Annotated in this window: 15 protein-coding genes; 9 read left to right on the top strand and 6 right to left on the bottom strand. The window is 54.4% G+C overall.

Features of this window, described 5'->3' with window-relative positions:
* The first annotated feature begins 78 nt into the window (after nt 1–78).
* Entirely contained in the window at nt 79–1,023 is a 945-nt protein-coding gene (locus AUQ43_RS01350; RefSeq protein ID WP_062953836.1) for an alpha/beta hydrolase, read from the top strand.
* 43 nt (nt 1,024–1,066) lie between these two features.
* On the opposite strand, the gene AUQ43_RS01355 is transcribed toward AUQ43_RS01350, so the two are convergent.
* The 5 genes from AUQ43_RS01355 to AUQ43_RS01375 form a co-directional block, all read right to left on the bottom strand.
* On the bottom strand, nt 1,067–3,073 hold the full coding sequence (locus AUQ43_RS01355; RefSeq protein WP_062953837.1) for a CocE/NonD family hydrolase: 2,007 nt from the start codon (nt 3,071–3,073) through the stop codon (nt 1,067–1,069).
* A 93-nt stretch (nt 3,074–3,166) separates the two neighbouring features.
* Nucleotides 3,167–4,798 carry an ABC transporter ATP-binding protein gene (locus AUQ43_RS01360; protein ID WP_062953839.1) on the bottom strand — a complete coding sequence of 544 codons (1,632 nt, stop codon included), beginning with the start codon at nt 4,796–4,798 and terminating at the stop codon, nt 3,167–3,169.
* The gene (locus AUQ43_RS01365; RefSeq protein ID WP_062953841.1) at nt 4,791–5,618 is read right to left on the bottom strand and encodes an ABC transporter permease; all 828 of its coding nucleotides are present in this window, start codon (nt 5,616–5,618) and stop codon (nt 4,791–4,793) included. The genes AUQ43_RS01360 and AUQ43_RS01365 overlap by 8 nt, the downstream gene beginning before the upstream one ends.
* Complete coding sequence (locus AUQ43_RS01370) at nt 5,615–6,622, bottom strand: ABC transporter permease (RefSeq protein WP_062953843.1); 1,008 nt, start codon at nt 6,620–6,622, stop codon at nt 5,615–5,617. The genes AUQ43_RS01365 and AUQ43_RS01370 overlap by 4 nt, the downstream gene beginning before the upstream one ends.
* 196 nt (nt 6,623–6,818) lie before the next feature.
* Complete coding sequence (locus tag AUQ43_RS01375; protein WP_062953844.1) at nt 6,819–8,408, bottom strand: ABC transporter substrate-binding protein; 1,590 nt, start codon at nt 8,406–8,408, stop codon at nt 6,819–6,821.
* A gap of 858 nt (nt 8,409–9,266) precedes the next feature.
* Between AUQ43_RS01375 and AUQ43_RS01380 the strand changes: the two genes are divergently transcribed.
* Nucleotides 9,267–9,680, top strand: a complete 414-nt coding sequence (locus AUQ43_RS01380; protein ID WP_062953845.1) for a universal stress protein — start codon at nt 9,267–9,269, stop codon at nt 9,678–9,680.
* 64 nt (nt 9,681–9,744) lie between these two features.
* Nucleotides 9,745–11,415 carry a BCCT family transporter gene (locus AUQ43_RS01385; protein WP_062953846.1) on the top strand — a complete coding sequence of 557 codons (1,671 nt, stop codon included), beginning with the start codon at nt 9,745–9,747 and terminating at the stop codon, nt 11,413–11,415.
* A 116-nt stretch (nt 11,416–11,531) separates the two neighbouring features.
* Here AUQ43_RS01385 and AUQ43_RS01390 read toward each other — a convergent pair whose 3' ends face one another.
* The gene (locus AUQ43_RS01390; RefSeq protein ID WP_084271943.1) at nt 11,532–11,990 is read right to left on the bottom strand and encodes an META domain-containing protein; all 459 of its coding nucleotides are present in this window, start codon (nt 11,988–11,990) and stop codon (nt 11,532–11,534) included.
* A 216-nt stretch (nt 11,991–12,206) separates the two neighbouring features.
* Here AUQ43_RS01390 and AUQ43_RS01395 point away from each other — a divergent pair, with 216 nt between their 5' ends.
* The 6 genes from AUQ43_RS01395 (at nt 12,207) to AUQ43_RS01420 (ending at nt 17,772) form a co-directional block, all read left to right on the top strand.
* Nucleotides 12,207–13,202 (top strand): Ldh family oxidoreductase, encoded by a 996-nt coding sequence (locus tag AUQ43_RS01395; RefSeq protein ID WP_062953848.1) that lies wholly within the window; start codon nt 12,207–12,209, stop codon nt 13,200–13,202.
* 303 nt (nt 13,203–13,505) lie between these two features.
* Nucleotides 13,506–14,351, top strand: coding sequence for a phosphonate ABC transporter ATP-binding protein (gene phnC, locus AUQ43_RS01400; RefSeq protein ID WP_062953849.1), 846 nt, complete (start codon nt 13,506–13,508; stop codon nt 14,349–14,351).
* Between the two features lie 70 nt (nt 14,352–14,421).
* Nucleotides 14,422–15,438: a phosphonate ABC transporter substrate-binding protein gene (gene phnD / locus AUQ43_RS01405; protein WP_062953850.1), complete on the top strand. Its 1,017-nt coding sequence runs from the start codon at nt 14,422–14,424 to the stop codon at nt 15,436–15,438.
* Nucleotides 15,439–15,506: 68 nt separating this feature from the next.
* Nucleotides 15,507–16,319 carry a phosphonate ABC transporter, permease protein PhnE gene (gene phnE, locus AUQ43_RS01410; RefSeq protein WP_062953851.1) on the top strand — a complete coding sequence of 271 codons (813 nt, stop codon included), beginning with the start codon at nt 15,507–15,509 and terminating at the stop codon, nt 16,317–16,319.
* A gap of 3 nt (nt 16,320–16,322) precedes the next feature.
* On the top strand, nt 16,323–16,970 hold the full coding sequence (locus tag AUQ43_RS01415; protein ID WP_062953852.1) for a chloramphenicol acetyltransferase: 648 nt from the start codon (nt 16,323–16,325) through the stop codon (nt 16,968–16,970).
* Between the two features lie 100 nt (nt 16,971–17,070).
* Nucleotides 17,071–17,772, top strand: coding sequence for a DUF1045 domain-containing protein (locus tag AUQ43_RS01420; protein ID WP_062953853.1), 702 nt, complete (start codon nt 17,071–17,073; stop codon nt 17,770–17,772).
* Nucleotides 17,773–17,796 lie beyond the last annotated feature (24 nt).

Below are 17,796 nucleotides of genomic sequence, written 5' to 3' on the forward strand. Positions count from 1 at the left end.
GGTACGCCCCTGCAGTCTTTAACTGCGGGGGCATCCGCGTTAGGCTGCACCATCACGTCTTTGACCAAGGATCCGTTGATGGCCAATTCCGATCAGGTTTCTTCCGAAGTAACCTATGACCCGATGCCAGATGAAGAAGGCATTCGCGCCTTTATCGCCAAATGCGACGGGTTCTATCCGCCCGACGCGGTGGCGGCCTCAATCGAACAGCAACGCAGCTGGTACGATGCGCTTTGTGCCGAGTTTGCCTTTCCGCATCCGGACGGCATGCAGGTCGAGGATGACGTGATTGCCGATGTGCCGGTGCGCCATTATTGCCCGGTCGATTGCACATCTAACCACAAGATCGTCTATATGCATGGCGGTGGCTTTGTGGTCGGATCGCGCGACAGCCACGATGCGATTTGTGCGGAAATATCCGAGGCGGCAAAAGCCGAACTGATCGCAATTGATTACCGTTTGGCGCCTGAGCATATCTGGCCGGCCCAGCACGAAGATTGCCATCGGGTGACCCAAAGTATCCTGGCATCGGGCAAGAAGATTGTGTTGGTGGGCGACAGTGCGGGTGGCATGCTGGCCGCCGGGATTGCCGTTCGGGCCCGCGAAGAGGGCTTTGGTGACCGCGTTTTGGGGCAGGCATTGATCTATCCGGCCCTTGGCGGTGACTTGAACTGGCCAAGCTATGGGCAGATGGCCAATGCGCCGGGGCTCAGTACTGACGATGTGATTTACTACCGTGATGTGCTGAAGGCACCGATGGATGATCCGTTTGCCCATGCGCTGTCGGTTGATGATCTGCGTGGGCTTCCGCCGACTTTTATTACTGCAGCCCATTTTGATCCGCTGCGCGATGACGGGCGCGAATATACCGCCCGCCTTGCCCGTGCGGGCATTTCCGTTCAATACCGTGAAGAACCCCAAATGATCCATGGCTGGCTGCGTGCCCGGCATATGAGCCCGGGGGCCAAAACCGCGTTCGGGCATCTGTGTGATGCCATCAGCGCGATGGTCGATCAAAAATAAGAAAAGGGCCGGATGACCGGCCCTTTTTCGTTTCTGCAGATGCCTACATGAAGTCTCGCGGGATTGTCTTTTCCCACTTCTTTTCAAACACCTGTTCACTGCCCTCATAGCCGATCACCCAGGCGGACACATACCAGTTGTCGCGATCACATTTGAGTTCCACATGGCAATCGGTGCGCACCGACCAGTCATCGCGTTCAAGATCGCAGGTCCAGGCGGCCTCGCCCGTGACCGATGTCGGATCAAGCGGGTTGATCGTCCAGGTTTCGCTGCGCACTTGGCGGGTCGACAGGCGCGAGTCAGGATGTTCAAACAGCCCGGTATCTTCATAGATGCGATAACGGGTTTCGTTCTGCGTGAGATTGCGTTGAACACTCCGTTCCGTCCGGCCCGGTTTGTGTTCGATATATTTGGGCAGCGGATCGGGATTGTCCGGTTCCTTGACCTCAATCTTCTCGTGCGCGCCGAGCAACGGCAGATCAAAAGCAATAGAAGATGGTGATACAGTCAGTCCCGCGTCAAAGGGTGCTGGCAGGATCATTGGCCAATAGGATGTCGACAGTGCAAGCCGCATGCGGTGACCCGGCTTGAAACGATAGCCGCAGGCATCAAGAACAAGTGTGATGGTCACCTTCTTGCCGCGCGGCATCGGTTTGGGATCGTTATAATTGGCTTCAAGATCACGATGGGCAAGGTTCAGAACCCCGAACGACACACGGGTCGCGGTACCATCAGGGTGCACATCGACCAGACGTGCACAAAGGTTCGACCAATCCGCATCGCATTCCAGATCAACGCGCAAAACCGGACGCCCCAGAAGGTCAATCTCGGCCTCAAGCGGTGCGGTTTCAAAGACCAGCGATCCGGCGTCATCCGGACGCTGATCAATGGCCATTTCGGCATCTGGTTTCAGCGTGAAATATTCGCCCGATGCAGTGCCGGTATCGAGCGGTGATTTCAGGTAAATGTCGGCAGCAGGGGTACTTTCGTCACCTGCCTCGAAGGCGAGCTTGCCGTCATTGACATAAAGGGTTTGGGTTTCGGGTTCCGACCATGTGTCCTTGGCGATCCAGAAGCCCGGATCAAAGTCACGCCGAGCGGCCGGTTTGGGGCCATCGAGGATATAGGCGCGCATCTGGGGCAGGTCATCCATACCGTTATCATCATCCCGCAGCCATTTGTTCCACCATTTGATGGCTTCGCCCGTGAAGTCGGCACGCGGCTTTGGCCAGGCGAAATGCGGGTATTTATGCACCCACGGGCCGATGAGGGCCTTGGACCTGTCTGGCATACCTTCAATCGCGCGCATTGGCGTGTTGCGATAGCCATCCGCCCACCCGGCAAGAACCATCGACGGGATTTTGACGGCATCGAAATCCTCGCAGATCGAGGCATGCTTCCAGAATTCATCGCGGGTCTGGTGTTGAAGCCATTCTTCCAAAAAGAGCGGCTCTTCCTTCAGGCGGTGCAGCCACATCGCGCGCCAGTCATCACCAACCAAGGCCGGGTCAGGTGAGCGTGACTGATAGGCCAGCATTGTGCCTGCCCATGACAGTTGTGCCGAGAGATGACAGCCATTTTTATAGTGAATGTCGTCGTTATAGCGGTCCACCGTTGATGCGATGGAAATCACCGCCTTGAGCGCAGGCGGGTTCAGGGCAGCAACCTGCAGGCAGTTAAATCCGCCCCAGGAAATCCCCATCATGCCGACCGATCCGTTGCACCACGGTTGATCGGCGATCCATGCAATCAGTTCACATGCATTGGCCAGTTCAAGTTCGGTATATTCGCCGTCAATCACACCGTCTGATTCACCCGATCCGCGAATATCAATCCGCACGCCGGCAATGCCGGCCTTGGCAAATTCGGGATAGGTCGACTCATCGCGCGCACAGGTACCATCGCCCTTGCGATAGGGCAGAAACTCAAACACCGCAGGAACCGGGTCGTTTTCAGCATTTTCGGGCATCCACATGCGGGCAGCCAATCGGGTGCCGTCTGCGATGGTGATAAAGGTGTTTTCAATAACAGTGAAATTTCTGTCGGACATATTGGGGCGTGGTCCTTTGGAGTGGTTATGTGGGGCTTATTCAAAAAGGCGGCCCATGATCCGGGCCGCCTTTTTTTGTTTTTGCACGGCTTTTTAGTGACCGGCACTTTCCATTTTGCGCGTGGCCAGAACTTTTTCCAGCCAGCCCAGTTCCATTTCCGGCACCGATTTCAAAAGAAGGTCGGTGTAATCGTCAAATGGCGGGTTCAGGACTTCGGACCGCGGGCCGAAATCGACCAGCTTGCCCTGCAGCATCACCGCAACAGAATCGGCAATTGCACGCACAATTGCGATGTCATGGGTGATGAACAGGTAGGACACCTGACGTTCCTTTTGCAGACGCAGCAAAAGATCAAGGATGCCTTCGGCCACCAGCGGATCAAGGGCCGAGGTCGGCTCGTCACACAGGATCAATTCCGGTTTTGCGGCCAGGGCACGTGCGATGGCCACACGTTGCTTTTGCCCGCCGGAAAGTTCGGCCGGATAGCGGTCATAGAAAGCTTCGCCCATCTCGATTTCATCAAGAAGTTTGATGACTTCTTTTCTGCGCTCAGCACCACGCATGCCGAAATAGAACTGCAACGGACGACCAATGATCTGGCCGACGGTCTGGCGCGGGTTCATCGCGGTATCAGCCATTTGATAGATCAGCTGAATACGGCGTAAATGATCGCGTGACCTGTCTTTTTGTGCGTTGGACAGTTCGTCATCACCAAATTTGACACTGCCCTTGAAGGGCGGCAGCAACCCGGTGATCACACGCGCCAATGTGGATTTGCCCGAACCGGATTCGCCCACCACAGCCAGTGTCTGACCGCGAGGCACATGCAGCGATACGTCATGAAGAACCTGCACCCCGTTGCCATAGGCAGCCGAGATGTTTTCAACCTTCAGCAAAGCGTCCGTCTGGTCGCGGGCTTCGGTCTGTTTGGTCTGACGCACATTGACCAGCGCCTTGGTGTATTCCTGACGCGGGTTTTCAATGATCTGCTGAACTGGACCATATTCGACGGTGTCGCCGTTGCGCAGCACCATGATGTCATCCGAAATCTGGGCCACAACGGCCAGATCATGGGTGATGTAAAGGGCTGCTGTCCCGGTCATTTCAATCGCATTCTTGATCGCGGCCAGAACGTCGATCTGGGTTGTCACGTCAAGGGCTGTGGTTGGTTCGTCAAAGACGATCAATTCCGGTTTGGAACACAGTGCCATGGCGGTCATGGCACGTTGCAGCTGTCCACCCGATACCTGATGGGGGAAACGGTTCCCGAAATTCTTTGGGTCTGGAAGACCCAGAATTTCAAACAGATAGTCGGCGCGTTTGCGGGCCTCATCGCGGCTCATCAGGCCGTGTTCGACCGTGGCTTCAATCACCTGATCACCCAGTTTGTGCGCCGGGTTAAACGATGCCGCAGCCGATTGAGCAACGTAACAAACACGGGCCCCGCGAATTTTGCGGATACCCTTTTTATCCAGCGGAAGGATGTCCTCGCCATCAAGCAGGACTTCGCCACCGGTGATGCGTACACCACCCCGGCCATAGGCCAAGGCTGCAAGGCCGATGGTGGATTTACCCGCACCGGATTCCCCGATCAGGCCAAGGACCTTGCCCTTTTGCAGATCAAAGGACACACCATGGACGATCTCGATATCCTGCGGTGCTTCACCCGGTGGGAAGATGGTCGCGCCAATGCGCAGATCGCGTACCGATAAAAGATCAGACATCGCCGCGGCCTCCTTTCAGGCTGGAAGTACGTTTCAGCAACCAGTCGACAACCATGTTTACGCAGATGGCAAGGGCCGCAATCGCGCCACCCGGAATAAGGGCGGCTTGAATGCCAAAGATGATGCCATCCTTGTTGTCCTTGACCATGCCGCCCCAGTCGGCAGCCGGCGGCTGAATGCCAAGACCCAGGAACGAAAGGGTCGACAGGAACAGGATCGAAAAGGCGAAACGCAGCCCGAATTCGGCCAGAAGCGGCGAAAGCGTGTTGGGCAGAATTTCACGGAAGATGATCCACATCCGGCCTTCACCACGCAGTTTGGCAGCCTCGACAAACTCCATCACCGCAACATCAAGCGCAACTGCCCGGCCCAGACGATAGACGCGCGTTGAGTCAAGAATGGCCATCACGGCAATCAGGATAAAGATGTTCTGCGGCAGAACAGCCAGAACGACCAGCGCGAAAATCAGGGTCGGGATCGACATCATCAAATCGTTCAGACGCGACAGTCCCTGATCAATCGGACCACCGGAAACAGCGGCCGTGAAGCTCAGGAAAATGCCGATGGAAAACGACAGGATCGATGCTGCAAGCGACACAAACAGGGTTGTCTGCGCACCGTAAATCAGGCGTGAAAGCAGATCACGGCCCAGGTTGTCGGTGCCCAGAAGATAAAGATCACTGGCCGGTTCCCAAACACCCGCAACAATTTCGCGTTCCCCATAGGGCGCGATGAGCGGGGCAAGGACGGCACAGCCAAAAGCAAACAGAATGCCCAGAATACCGATCCAGGCGGTCAGCGGGATTTCACGTAATCTCATCGCGGATGCCTCAGTCTCGGATTGGCGACAATGGCGACGATATCGGCCACCATATTGAGCAGGATATACACCGCCGCAAAGATCAGGCCGCAGGCCTGCACGACAGGCATGTCACGTACTGTTACGGCATCAACCATATACTGGCCCATGCCGGGATAGACGAAGACAACCTCGACCACGACAACACCCACAACCAGATAGGCCAGGTTCAGGGCAACAACGTTGACAATCGGGGCAATGGCATTCGGAGCCGCGTGTTTGACGATGGCCTTGAATGCGCCAAGACCCTTGAGTTCGGCGGTTTCCATGTAGGCCGATGACATCACACTGATGATGGCTGCACGGGTCATGCGCATCATGTGTGCGAGCACCACCATCACCAGCGTTGCCGTCGGCAGGGCAATTGCGCCCAGTCGTTCCGACCAGCCCATATTGTCATAGACGGTGGACGGGAAAGTCGCGACGCCCATCTGCACGGCAAAGAACACGATCAGGATATAACCGATAAAGAATTCCGGCAGCGAGATCGCGGCAAGCGACAGAACGTTAATCACGCGATCAGGAATACGGTTGCGATAATGAACTGCAACCATGCCAAGACCAACTGCAAGCGGCACCGAAATTGCCGCAGCAAAGAACGCCAGGAACAAAGAGTTCCCAAGACGCTTGGTGATTTGTTCACTTACCGGCGCACCACTGGCCCAGCTATTGCCGAAATCGCCTTGAACAACACCGCCAAGCCATTCGAAATAGCGGGTCGTAATCGGACGATCCAGACCAAGGTCTTCGCGGATATTGGCAATTGCCTGCGGTGTCGCAGACTGCCCAAGATAGGTTTCGGCGAAATCGCCCGGAAGGGCTTCTACGCCAGCAAAAATCAGGACTGAAACAGCCCAAAGCAACAACACACTCAAGCCCAGTCGTTCGGCAATCAGTACCGATAACGGATGGGTTTCTTTTAGTCTGTGTCGCGCGGCTCGCACGCCGGCCAAGGGATTGGCCATGAACACATACTCCCCCTTAGTGGCCTGAACGGAAATTCAAGACGGGTGGGACGGCAAAGGATAATTTGCCTCCATCTGGAAATTTCGATCAGACCGTGACTTAAACAAACAGGCGAACAACAAGACGGGGACCACGACCAATAAGGTCGTGATCCCGCATATCTTCAGTCATCGGGATGCAGGGCATCCCAACTGATTAGCTGTTGATCCACAGACGCGAAGCAACAAAACCGTTCGACATGTCGTTGCCGATGTCATCGACAAAGCCGGAAACGTTTGTCGTGGTTGCGTTCACGAAGTCATTGAACATCGGCAGGATCAGACCACCGGTGTCACGGACCATCAGCGCCATGTCGTGGTACATTTCCTTACGCTTGGCCTGGTCGAGTTCCGCACGTGCTTCAAGAAGGATCTTGTCGAACTCGGTATTGAAGAAGCGGGTATCGTTCCAGTCAGCGCTCGACAGATAGGCGGTCGAGTACATCTGGTCCTGGGTCGGACGACCACCCCAGTAAGAGGTCGAGAACGGCTGAACGTTCCAGACGTTCGACCAGTAACCGTCGCCCGGCTCGCGCTTGATTTCGATGTCGATGCCGGCCTTTTTGGCGGTTTCCTGATACAGGACTGCGGCATCAACTGCACCCGGGAAGGCAACATCGGACGTACGCAGCAGAACCGAACCGTCATGGCCGGACTTCTTGAAGTGGAAGGCCGCCTTGTCCGGATCGTAGGTGCGCTGTTCGATGCTTTCCGGGAACAGGGCATAGGTTTCGTTGATCGGGAAGTCGTTACCGACCTTGCCGTAACCACCAAGGATCTTCTCGACCATGGTTTCACGGTCCATCGCGTATTTCAGCGCCAGACGCAGGTCGTTATTGTCGAACGGCGCGGTGTTGCAATGCATGATGAAGACATAGTGGCCGCGGCCCGAAGTGGTCTGAATTTCGACATTCGGTGCACGTTTGAGAAGGCCAACGGTCTTCGGATCAACACGGTTGATGAAGTGAACCTGACCCGATGACAGGGCTGCCATACGTGCGGTCGCATCGTTCATCACGATCATTTCGACGGAATCAACAAAGCCGCGATCGGTGCGCCAGTCATTTTCGTTTTTCACAAACGTTGCGCGCACGCCAGCTTCGAAGTTGTCGATCTTGAACGGACCGGTACCGATGCCGGCATTCGGGTTGTCATACCCACCACCCGGCTGAATCACGAGGTGATAGTCACTTAGCAGCAGCGGAAGGTCAGCGTTGCCTTCGGACAGGGTCAGGACAAGATCGCCGCCCTTGTTTTCGATACCCTTGATCGAGCCCAGAACACCCAGTGCGCCGGATTCCGACTTTTCGTCGGTGTGGCGGTTCAGGGTTTTGACAACATCATCGATGGTCAGTTCGGAGCCATCGTGGAATTCGACACCTTTGCGGATTTTGAATGTCCAGACCGATGCATCCGCATTCGGTTCCCAGGACTCTGCAAGGGACGGGACGGCAAGGCCACTGGACGGATGTGATTCAACCAGGGTGTCACCCCAGTTACGGTTCATGGCAAAGGTGAATTGCGAAGACGATTTCGCCGGATCAATTACGTCCGTCGAAGAACCGCCCTGAAGGCCAAGTTTCAGATGACCGCCGCGTTTGGGTTCCTGTGCCATGGCTGCCTTGCCGTAAAGGCTGGTGGCAGCTGCAAGGGTCAGGCCGGCGGCCATCGAACGGCCGATAAACTCGCGGCGGTTCATTTCATGAGCGGTGACGCGTGACGCAAAATGCTTGATAGGGTCAGTCATCCCTGTTCCTTCTCTGATGCTTTTGATCTTGCTGAATTATTTAATTGGTGTGGCAGTTTCCACCCGCGATTTGGTTTTGATTGGTAGAGCAGGTTTGGGTGTCGTTCGGACACAAACGGGCATGCAGCGTGAAGATGCGCTGTTGTGCCATGTCACCGCTTTTGCGCAGCTATTGAACTCCCCCGTTGGCCACAATAATTTCCCCTTTCGGGTATGTGCACGGCCATGGATGTTGGCCTTTTGCAAGGCGCATCCAGCAAATATGTTCAGACAGGACCTATGATGTCCTGAGCTGAAAGCACATGTGTGTGGGACAGACAGTGCACAAATCGAGCATATCGTGACACGAGTACGGTGCCTTCATCAAGCCGACAGCACACAGGTCTGCCAACATCCGGCATCCTTGAATAGATTTTTATGGTTAAAAATTCTCTGGAAAATAGAATAGATTTCCGATGGATTTTTCCAAGAAATGCCTTGCCCGATAAGGGGTTTACGACCGGCTCGGTCGTTTGAATTCGCCCGCATTATTGTATACGAAAAAAATTTTAAAATTTTCAGGTTCGAACATCGAAAATTGGTACAAAAAGGTCCTGAAATCGGTATTTGAATTCGAAAAATATTCAATAAGCGATTCGGGATTTGGCGCAGAATTCCAATGCCAATTCGGCAGGTTTCATAAGCAAGTATTGTCAAACTTGTGCACCGATTTGTGCGCACAATACTGCAGCAATGTTTATGTGAGATTTCGAAAGTCGGTTTTTGATTTTGAACACGGTCAGTGTTAGGCTTTTGCCGCTACCCTGATATTTCGTGAAATCATGGACTTCGGGGGTGGTGCACATAACGGAGGAATGAATGTATCAGAAGATGCTCGTGCCTGTCGATTTGGCCCACGTTGAAAAATTGGATAAAGCAATTAAAACGGCGGTCGATCTAGCCAAGCATTACAAGGCCGAGATAAGCCTTCTCGGTGTCGGTACCAATACGCCGTCATCGGTTGCGCATACACCAAAGGAATTTGAACAGAAACTTCAGGCCTTCGCCGAAGATCTGGCGTCCAAGCATGGTGTAAGCACCAAGGCAATCGCCCACATTTCGCATGATCCTGCGGTGGATCTCAGCAAGGAACTTGTCGCCAAGGCCGACGAACTTGGTGTTGACGTGATCGTCATGGCATCGCACGTCCCCGGCGTTGCCGACCATATCTTTGCATCGCATGGCGGATATGTGGCGTCTCACTCGGATCTTTCTGTGTTCCTGGTGCGTTAAGGAATGCGGAAGAACTCTTACGGCTAGGGGTAGCTGTATATTCATTTAACCTAGGGAGTTTCAAATGGGGTCTGAAACTGATACGGGCATTGAAAGCCCGGACGGTGCTGCGAACCCGATTGATACAGAATATGAAATCGGGCAAGACAATATCCAGGCAGAGATCGGGCCGTTTGGACTAGATGTCCACAACCCGGTCTTTTTGATTTCGGGTCTTGCGATTGTTGCATTCGTCTTTCTTACCCTGGCCTTTCAGGAAAGTGTCGGGCCGATGTTCAACGACCTGCGTGGTTGGCTGACATCGACGTTCGACTGGTTCTTCCTGTCTGCTGCCAACGTGTTCGTCGTGTTGTGTCTGTTCCTTATTGTTTCACCGCTGGGCCGTGTGCGTCTCGGTGGCGCGGACGCAACACCGGATTATTCCTATTCTGGCTGGTTTGCCATGCTGTTTGCTGCAGGCATGGGCATCGGTCTTATGTTCTATGGCGTGTCTGAGCCGATTTCACATTTCTCAAGCTCGATGGGAGGAATTGCTGTTGGTGAAGATGGCCTTCGTTCGGACTGGGCGCCGCTCGGTGCTGCAGCTGGCGATGCCGATGCTGCCTTTGATCTTGGCATGGCTGCGACCATTTTCCACTGGGGTCTTCACCCGTGGGCGATCTATGCCACGGTGGCTCTTGCACTGGCACTGTTTTCCTTTAACAAGGGCCTGCCGCTGACCATTCGTTCGATTTTCTATCCGATCTTTGGCGAGCGTGTCTGGGGCTGGACCGGCCACTTCATCGATATTCTGGCTGTTTTCGCAACCCTGTTTGGTCTTGCGACCTCGCTTGGGTTCGGGGCCGAACAGGCCAATGCCGGGCTTGATTACCTGTTTGGCATTTCGGTTTCCGATACCTCGAAGGTCTTCCTGATCGTCGGGATTACCGGTGTCGCGCTGATTTCGGTGCTGGCCGGTCTGGATGCCGGGGTCAAACGCCTGTCGGAAATCAACATGGTGCTGGCAGCGTTGCTGTTGCTGTTTGTGGTGCTGGTTGGTCCGACGATGGACATCATCACCGGCTTCTTCACCAGCCTGGTTGCCTATGTTGAATACCTGCCTGCGCTGTCGAACCCGGTCGGTCGCGAAGATGCCAACTTCAGCCAGGGTTGGACGTCCTTCTATTGGGCGTGGTGGATTTCCTGGTCACCGTTCGTCGGCATGTTCATCGCACGTGTTTCGCGTGGCCGTACGGTCCGTGAATTCATCACCTGCGTTCTGATCATTCCGTCTCTGGTTTGCGTTCTGTGGATGACTGCCTTTGGCGGTACCGCGGTTCACATGGTCAGCGAGGGTGTCTCGGCGATTGCCGAAGCAGGTCTTCCGATTAAGCTGTTCACCATGCTTGACCAGTTGCCCATGCAGGCAATCACATCCTTTATCGGGATTGTCTTGGTGATTGTCTTCTTCGTGACGTCTTCGGACTCTGGTTCGCTTGTGATTGATACCATCACCGCAGGCGGCAAGGTCGATGCACCTGTTCCCCAGCGTGTGTTCTGGTGCACCTTCGAAGGTCTGGTTGCGATTGCATTGTTGCTGGGCGGTGGTCTTGGATCATTGCAGGCCATGGCCGTCTCGACGGGCTTCCCGTTCGCGATCGTGCTGTTGTTGGCCTGTTATTCGATCATTCAGGGCCTGCGTTCCGAACCCAAGGCGGTCGGGGCAGGTGCAGAAGCATCTAACAGCAAGGACTAGAAAACAGACTTGTATGTGTCGCGGCCATTCATAGGCCGCGACACATCCCAAAAACAAAAGGGGCACCAAACGGTGCCCCTTTTGTTTTGTCAGATCTTGCAAAGTGTTGGGAATGCTCAGGGATTGCCGGGCGCAAATTCGATCACGGCCTTGCCGTCAACGTCCCGAAGAACAAGGTGCCCGTCCGTCACATCCCAACTGTCAACGAGAACGAAAGCACCACTTAGGGCGTTCTCGATCTGCATGGCTTCTTCTGCGATACACATTTTCCGCGTCATTGCCAGTTGCGCGACGCCAAGTGACGATCCGGATTGTGTGTAGCCGCCGGAATACTGATTGCACCCGGCATTGCCTGATACCATGCCATCGTCGGAAAATGTTGCGGTTGCCGTGACTGGCGGTGTTGGCGAAAGGGTGCTGTTGCCTTCCGTCACATTGACCAATTGCCACTCCTGACCGGTGACAGTCGACCAGTCAGCGGACATATTGCCATTTGACGTCGCGCTGCACGCTCCAAGCGATACCAAAGCCGCGACGGCCAAAGTGGAAACGAACCTGTACTTTACACGATACATGCGTGGAATCCTGTGTTGCTTGCCCGATCATACCCGGCCTTACTGCCGATGGTTGCAATTCAGCCTATCATATTTTCAAAGACCTGTGCGCCATACAGATGGAGCTCGCCTTGAAAACGTCTTTGCGCTGGGCGATGGCTTATGGCTATGTTGTAAAGCCCTTTGGCGCATGATCCTTGCGTCTTTTCCCGTTTTTAGAATCAAGGCCCACCACCGATGAAGATTTCGCTTAAAGATGCCCACACGCTTGTGTGTGAAACCCTGATGCGTTGCAACGTAATCGCCGAAAATGCCGCATCGGTGGCAACCGCACTGGTGGCGGCGGAGGCATCCGGACAAGGCGGGCACGGATTTCGTCGCGTGCCGGCTTATGCGGCGCAGGCAAAAGCCGGCAAAGTTGATGGTACGGTTCGGCCGGTTTTTGAAAAGCCGTCTCCCGGCGTGCTGCGGATTGACGCGCAGCATGGATTTGCCTATCCGGCGCTTGATTTGATGATGGGTCACTTGCCAGAAATGGCCCGCACTCAGGGTATTGCGATTGCCTCAATCCACAGATCACATCACGCGGGCGTCATGGGCCTGACGGTTGAACGTCTTGCAGAACAGGGGCTAGCGGCAATGATGTTTGCCAATGCGCCGGCGGCAATGGCAGCGTGGGGCGGGCGCCGTCCGATGTTTGGGACAAACCCGATTGCCTTCGGTGTGCCGGTGGGCGATGCCGGTGATCCGATCATCATTGACCTTGCCCTGTCAAAAGTTGCGCGCGGCAAAATCATGGCTGCAAAGCAGAAAGGTGCGGAAATTCCCGACGACTGGGCACTGGATGTGGATGGCAACCCGACCACTGATGCCCAGAAAGCCCTTGATGGTACGATGATCCCGGCTGGTGGGGTCAAAGGGGCGGCACTTGCCATGATGGTGGAACTGCTTGCGGCTGGACTTACCGGCGCACAGTTCGGTCACCAGTCTTCGTCACTTTTTGATGACAAAGGCGCACCACCTGCGCTTGGACAACTGATCATTGCCATTGACCCCAAGGCAACCGGCGGCGTGGGCGTAATGGATCACCTTGCCTATATTGCAAACGAGATTGCCGCAGAAGAAGGCGTGCGTCTGCCGGGGCGTCGCGGCAAGCAGGCACGTGCGCTTGCCGAAGATGAGGGTCTTGAGATCGAAGACGACGTCATGGAAGCCATCGGTCAAATTAAATAAATTTCCCAGTGTATGTGTCTGTATTTATGCCAAAATTGTCGATGCAGAATGTTTGACTGTCTTATAGATTTAAGATGGGGCATTCATCAGATAAATTTCTGCTGAGAAAGTCGGGACTGTTACAGAAATAATGTGGGAATTACAGGAAAATACTTCGATGAATTCTTGATGTATAGACAAGTTTAATTGTTGTCGGGGCGATATGCTCTGCGTAATCATCGAACTGTAACATCAGTGTCACCGTAGAGTCGCCGTTTGTGCGTAGCTTCTTCATCCAGCGAAACACATTCAGGCGACTTTTTGATGCTGGTTGTAGATATCTCTGGACTGAACAAAAGCTTTACCCGTGACAAGCGCGCACTCAGCGATGTCAAACTGCAAGTGCGGGAAGGCGAGATGGTGGCGCTGATTGGCGCATCGGGTTCGGGAAAATCCACATTGATCCGTCACATTGCCGGTTTGCTGCGCGGGGATCGCGACGGCGGCAAGATCGCGGTGTTTGGCGAGATCATTCAGGAAAACGGCAAAATATCCCGCGGTGCGCGCAAGGTGCGCACTGAAATCGGTGTTGTTTTCCAGCAGTTCAATCTGGTCAGCCGCCTGTCGGTTCTGACAAACGTATTGATGGGGCTTTTGGGCCGTGTTCCGGCATGGCGCGGATCGCTTGGCCTGTTCACCAAGGCTGAAAAACGGCGCGCCATGAGCGCGCTTTCGCGTGTTGGTATTGATGCCCATGCTTCCAAGAAAGCGCGTAACCTTTCAGGTGGTCAGCAGCAGCGCGCGGCCATTGCGCGCACCATTACCCAGGGCGCCCGACTTATTCTTGCTGACGAGCCGATTGCATCGCTTGATCCGGCATCGTCGCGCAAGGTGATGAACACGCTTGATCGCGTGAACCGCGAAGACAACGTCACCGTCATCGTATCGCTTCATCAGGTTGATTACGCAAAAGACTACTGCAAACGCACCATCGCCATGCGCGATGGTGAAGTCGTTTTTGACGGACCGTCAAGCGAACTGACGCCGCAATTCCTTCAGGAACTTTACGGCGAACATTCTTCCGAACTTTTTGCCGATGGTGCGGCACAGGCTGCCGAGCCTGTTGTAAAGCCCATCGCAGAAAAGGACCTGGCTGTCGCAACAAGCTAGCCGGGCCAGTTGTCATGACTGCCTTACCTTCTCGAAACATGTCCAAATCTATTCTGACAGGGGACTTCTTATGAACGTTAAGACAATCGCATCCGCAGCATTTGCGGCCACGATGCTGGCATCCGTTGTTGCCAAGGCCGATGTTGAATTCAAGCCGCTCGAACAGGATCCGGAAACCATCGTTTTTGGTATCATTTCGACCGAATCTACCTCTAACCTCAAAGCTCAGTGGCAGCCGCTGATCGATGACATGGAAGAAGCACTTGGCAAAGACGTCGAGGCATTCTTTGCCCCCGATTATGCAGGCATCATCGAAGGCATGCGCTTTGGCAAGGTTCATGTTGGCTGGTTTGGGAACAAGTCGGCAATGGAAGCCGTTGACCGCGCTGGTGGTGAAGTTTTCGTTCAGACGTCGAAATCCGATGGGTCGAACGGCTACTATTCCCACATCATCACCCAGGCTGACAACGACAAGGTCAAAACCCTTGAAGACATGCTGAAATGTGACGGTTCGCTGAACTTCGGGATCGGTGATCCGAACTCGACCTCGGGCTTCCTGGTTCCGTCCTATTATGTGTTTGCGAAAAACGGCGTTGACCCGAAAGAGTGCTTCAAGACCGTTCGTAACGCCAACCACGAAACCAACCTGATGGCGACTGCCAACAAACAGGTTGATGTTGCTGCCAACAACTCCGAGCAGCTTGGCCGTACCCAGATGAACAAGCCGGAAATCACCGACAAGGTCAAAGTCATCTGGACCTCGCCCCTGATCCCGTCTGACCCGATGGTTTACCGTAAGGACCTGTCGCGCGAAATGAAATCCGAAATCAAGGCATTCTTCCTTGGTTACGGTCGTTTCGGTGATGTTGAAAGTGCCAAGGAAGTTCTTGCCAACAACTCCGATGGCATGGGTCTTTTCATGGAAAGCTCCAACGCGCAGCTTTACCCGATCCGTCAGCTGGCCCTGTTCAAGGACAAGCTGAAAATCCAGAACACCGAAGAGCTTTCTGCTGAAGAAAAAGCAGAACGTGTTGCCGAGATCGACAAGAAACTTGCTGAACTCGACATCCTGGTTGCCTACCAGTAACCGACTTTTCGACAGGGAGTGCGCCAAGGGTGCGCTCCCTGTTTGCTTTTAATTCCGGGATTTGAACGATGAACAGCAGCATTTCTTCGACATCATCTGTCGCAACGGAGCTTCCGCCGCGTGACCTTAAACGGTCTGCATCAAGCTTCCTGCTTTGGGCGATCATCCTTGGACTTCTGGCCATGTCGTGGGAGGGGGCAGATATGCGCCCGATGGCGCTGTTTGAAAACAGCGGCAACATGGTCGACTTTGCCGAGGGCTTCTTCCCGCCCGATTTCCTGATGTGGAAGATGTATGTCGAAGAAATGTGGATCACCATCCAGATTGCGATCTGGGGCACAGCGCTTTCCATCGTTTGTTCGATCCCGTTCGGTATTCTTTCTTCTGAAAATATCGTTCCTGTCTGGGTCTATCAGCCGGTCCGTCGCCTGATGGATTCCTTCCGCGCGATCAACGAAATGGTCTTTGCCATGCTGTTCGTCGTTGCGGTCGGCCTGGGCCCATTTGCCGGTGTCCTGGCCCTTTGGATTCACACCACGGGCGTTCTGGCCAAACTGTTTTCCGAGGCTGTTGAGGCGATTGATCCCGAACCGGTCGAAGGCATTCGTGCAACGGGCGCCAATGCGCTTCAGGAAGTCATCTTTGGCGTGATCCCGCAGGTCTTGCCACTTTGGATTTCCTATTCGCTGTATCGCTTTGAATCCAATGTGCGGTCGGCGACGGTGCTGGGCATTGTTGGGGCCGGCGGCATCGGCATGGTGCTGTGGGAATATATCCGTGGCTTCTATTACGCGGAAACAGCGGCGGTCATGATCATCATCATCATTTCGGTCAGTTTGCTGGATATGGTGTCCCAGCGTCTTCGCAAACTGGTGACTTGATCGATGGGCTTTAAGATCACGCAGGCCAAACCGGCAATGAAGGCATTGTCGGAACGGCCCACGATTGACGATAGTGCGATTGTCGTTGATTGCGAAATGGGGATCTGGACCGAAGTCGGTGCACGAACCTCGATGCGCGAAACGAAAATGGATGATTATTCCTATGTCGTGAATGACAGCGAGATCATCTATTCCGATATCGGCAAGTTCGTAAATATCGCTGCCCATACACGCATCAACCCGGGACAACATCCGATGGACCGGGCCTCGATGCATCATTTCCAATATCGCTCCAGCGCTTATGAACTGGGTGAAGATGATCCGGCCTTCTTTGACTGGCGTCGTGAGAAGCGCGTGCGACTTGAACACGATGTCTGGATCGGGCACGGGGCAATTGTCCAGGGTGGAGTGACCATTGGCATCGGTTCTGTCGTGGGATCGGGTGCGGTGGTGACCAAGGATGTCCCGCCCTACACGATTGTGACGGGTATTCCGGCAGCACCGCTGCGTCCGCGGTTTGAGGCCGATATTATCGAGTCATTGTTACGCATTCGCTGGTGGGACTGGTCGCACGAAATGCTGCGCGAAAGATTGCAGGATTTCCGAACGCTTCCGGTGCGGGACTTTTGCCTGCGATACGATACGGTCTAAGGGGGCTGACTTTCCCAGTGATAAGATCGGCGTCGGAGGTTAATCTAATCGCTCCGGCGCTTCTTGTTTTCTCATCTGCTTTTGTTTACAGAGTTCATTCATGACTGAACAATACCAACGCTATGGCATTTACTTCGCGCCAGAACCGCAAAGCGCGCTGGGGCAGTTTGGGAATGCCTGGTTGGGGCGGGATCCCGAAACCGGGAATGTTTTACATCGCCCCGAGGTCACTGGCTTATCCGAAGCTGACATCGTCGCAGCAACCACATCGCCAACCCGCTATGGGTTTCACGGAACGCTAAAACCGCCATTTTCTTTGGCTGGTGGTATGGATCTTTCTGATCTTGAATTGGCCATCGCCGATTTGTGCGATGTAACGGCGCCGGTGGTTTGCGGTCCGTTGATGCTAAAGCCGCTTGGGCGGTTTCTGGCGCTTGTTCCAACCGAACCCGTCGCAGATTTGGCGGAGCTTGCGGCGTCGTTCGTGCGCAAACTGGATGACTTCCGGCAGCCCGAAGACGAAGCGGCGATGAACAAGCGTCGGGCGGCAGGTTTAAGTGATCGTCAGGAAGAAAATCTTGTGCGTTGGGGCTACCCCTATGTCATGGATGAATTCCGCTTCCACCTGACATTGACCAACAAGCTCGCGGATGATCAGGTCACGTTCATGAGGGATGCATTATCGGGTCAGGTCGTACCGCTTTGCGAGGCACCATTTACCGTGCGTGAGGTCTGTCTTTTTGGTGATCCGGGCGATCAGAAGCCGTTCAGATTGCTCAAACGCTTCTCGTTGAATGGATAAAATGCTGCACTTTAAGGGTGCAGC

The organism is Thalassospira sp. MCCC 1A01148 (assembly GCF_001613795.1).
GTDB lineage: Bacteria > Pseudomonadota > Alphaproteobacteria > Rhodospirillales > Thalassospiraceae > Thalassospira.

Coding starts and splice junctions, on each gene's coding strand:
- AUQ43_RS01370 (WP_062953843.1), bottom strand. CDS start 6,622: ATGGCCAATCCCTTGGCCGGCGTGCGAGCCGCGCGACACAGACTAAAA.
- AUQ43_RS01355 (WP_062953837.1), bottom strand. CDS start 3,073: ATGTCCGACAGAAATTTCACTGTTATTGAAAACACCTTTATCACCATC.
- AUQ43_RS01385 (WP_062953846.1), top strand. CDS start 9,745: ATGGGGTCTGAAACTGATACGGGCATTGAAAGCCCGGACGGTGCTGCG.
- AUQ43_RS01380 (WP_062953845.1), top strand. CDS start 9,267: ATGTATCAGAAGATGCTCGTGCCTGTCGATTTGGCCCACGTTGAAAAA.
- AUQ43_RS01375 (WP_062953844.1), bottom strand. CDS start 8,408: ATGACTGACCCTATCAAGCATTTTGCGTCACGCGTCACCGCTCATGAA.
- AUQ43_RS01415 (WP_062953852.1), top strand. CDS start 16,323: ATGGGCTTTAAGATCACGCAGGCCAAACCGGCAATGAAGGCATTGTCG.
- AUQ43_RS01395 (WP_062953848.1), top strand. CDS start 12,207: ATGAAGATTTCGCTTAAAGATGCCCACACGCTTGTGTGTGAAACCCTG.
- AUQ43_RS01420 (WP_062953853.1), top strand. CDS start 17,071: ATGACTGAACAATACCAACGCTATGGCATTTACTTCGCGCCAGAACCG.
- AUQ43_RS01390 (WP_084271943.1), bottom strand. CDS start 11,990: ATGTATCGTGTAAAGTACAGGTTCGTTTCCACTTTGGCCGTCGCGGCT.
- phnE (WP_062953851.1), top strand. CDS start 15,507: ATGAACAGCAGCATTTCTTCGACATCATCTGTCGCAACGGAGCTTCCG.
- AUQ43_RS01360 (WP_062953839.1), bottom strand. CDS start 4,798: ATGTCTGATCTTTTATCGGTACGCGATCTGCGCATTGGCGCGACCATC.
- phnC (WP_062953849.1), top strand. CDS start 13,506: ATGCTGGTTGTAGATATCTCTGGACTGAACAAAAGCTTTACCCGTGAC.
- phnD (WP_062953850.1), top strand. CDS start 14,422: ATGAACGTTAAGACAATCGCATCCGCAGCATTTGCGGCCACGATGCTG.
- AUQ43_RS01365 (WP_062953841.1), bottom strand. CDS start 5,618: ATGAGATTACGTGAAATCCCGCTGACCGCCTGGATCGGTATTCTGGGC.
- AUQ43_RS01350 (WP_062953836.1), top strand. CDS start 79: ATGGCCAATTCCGATCAGGTTTCTTCCGAAGTAACCTATGACCCGATG.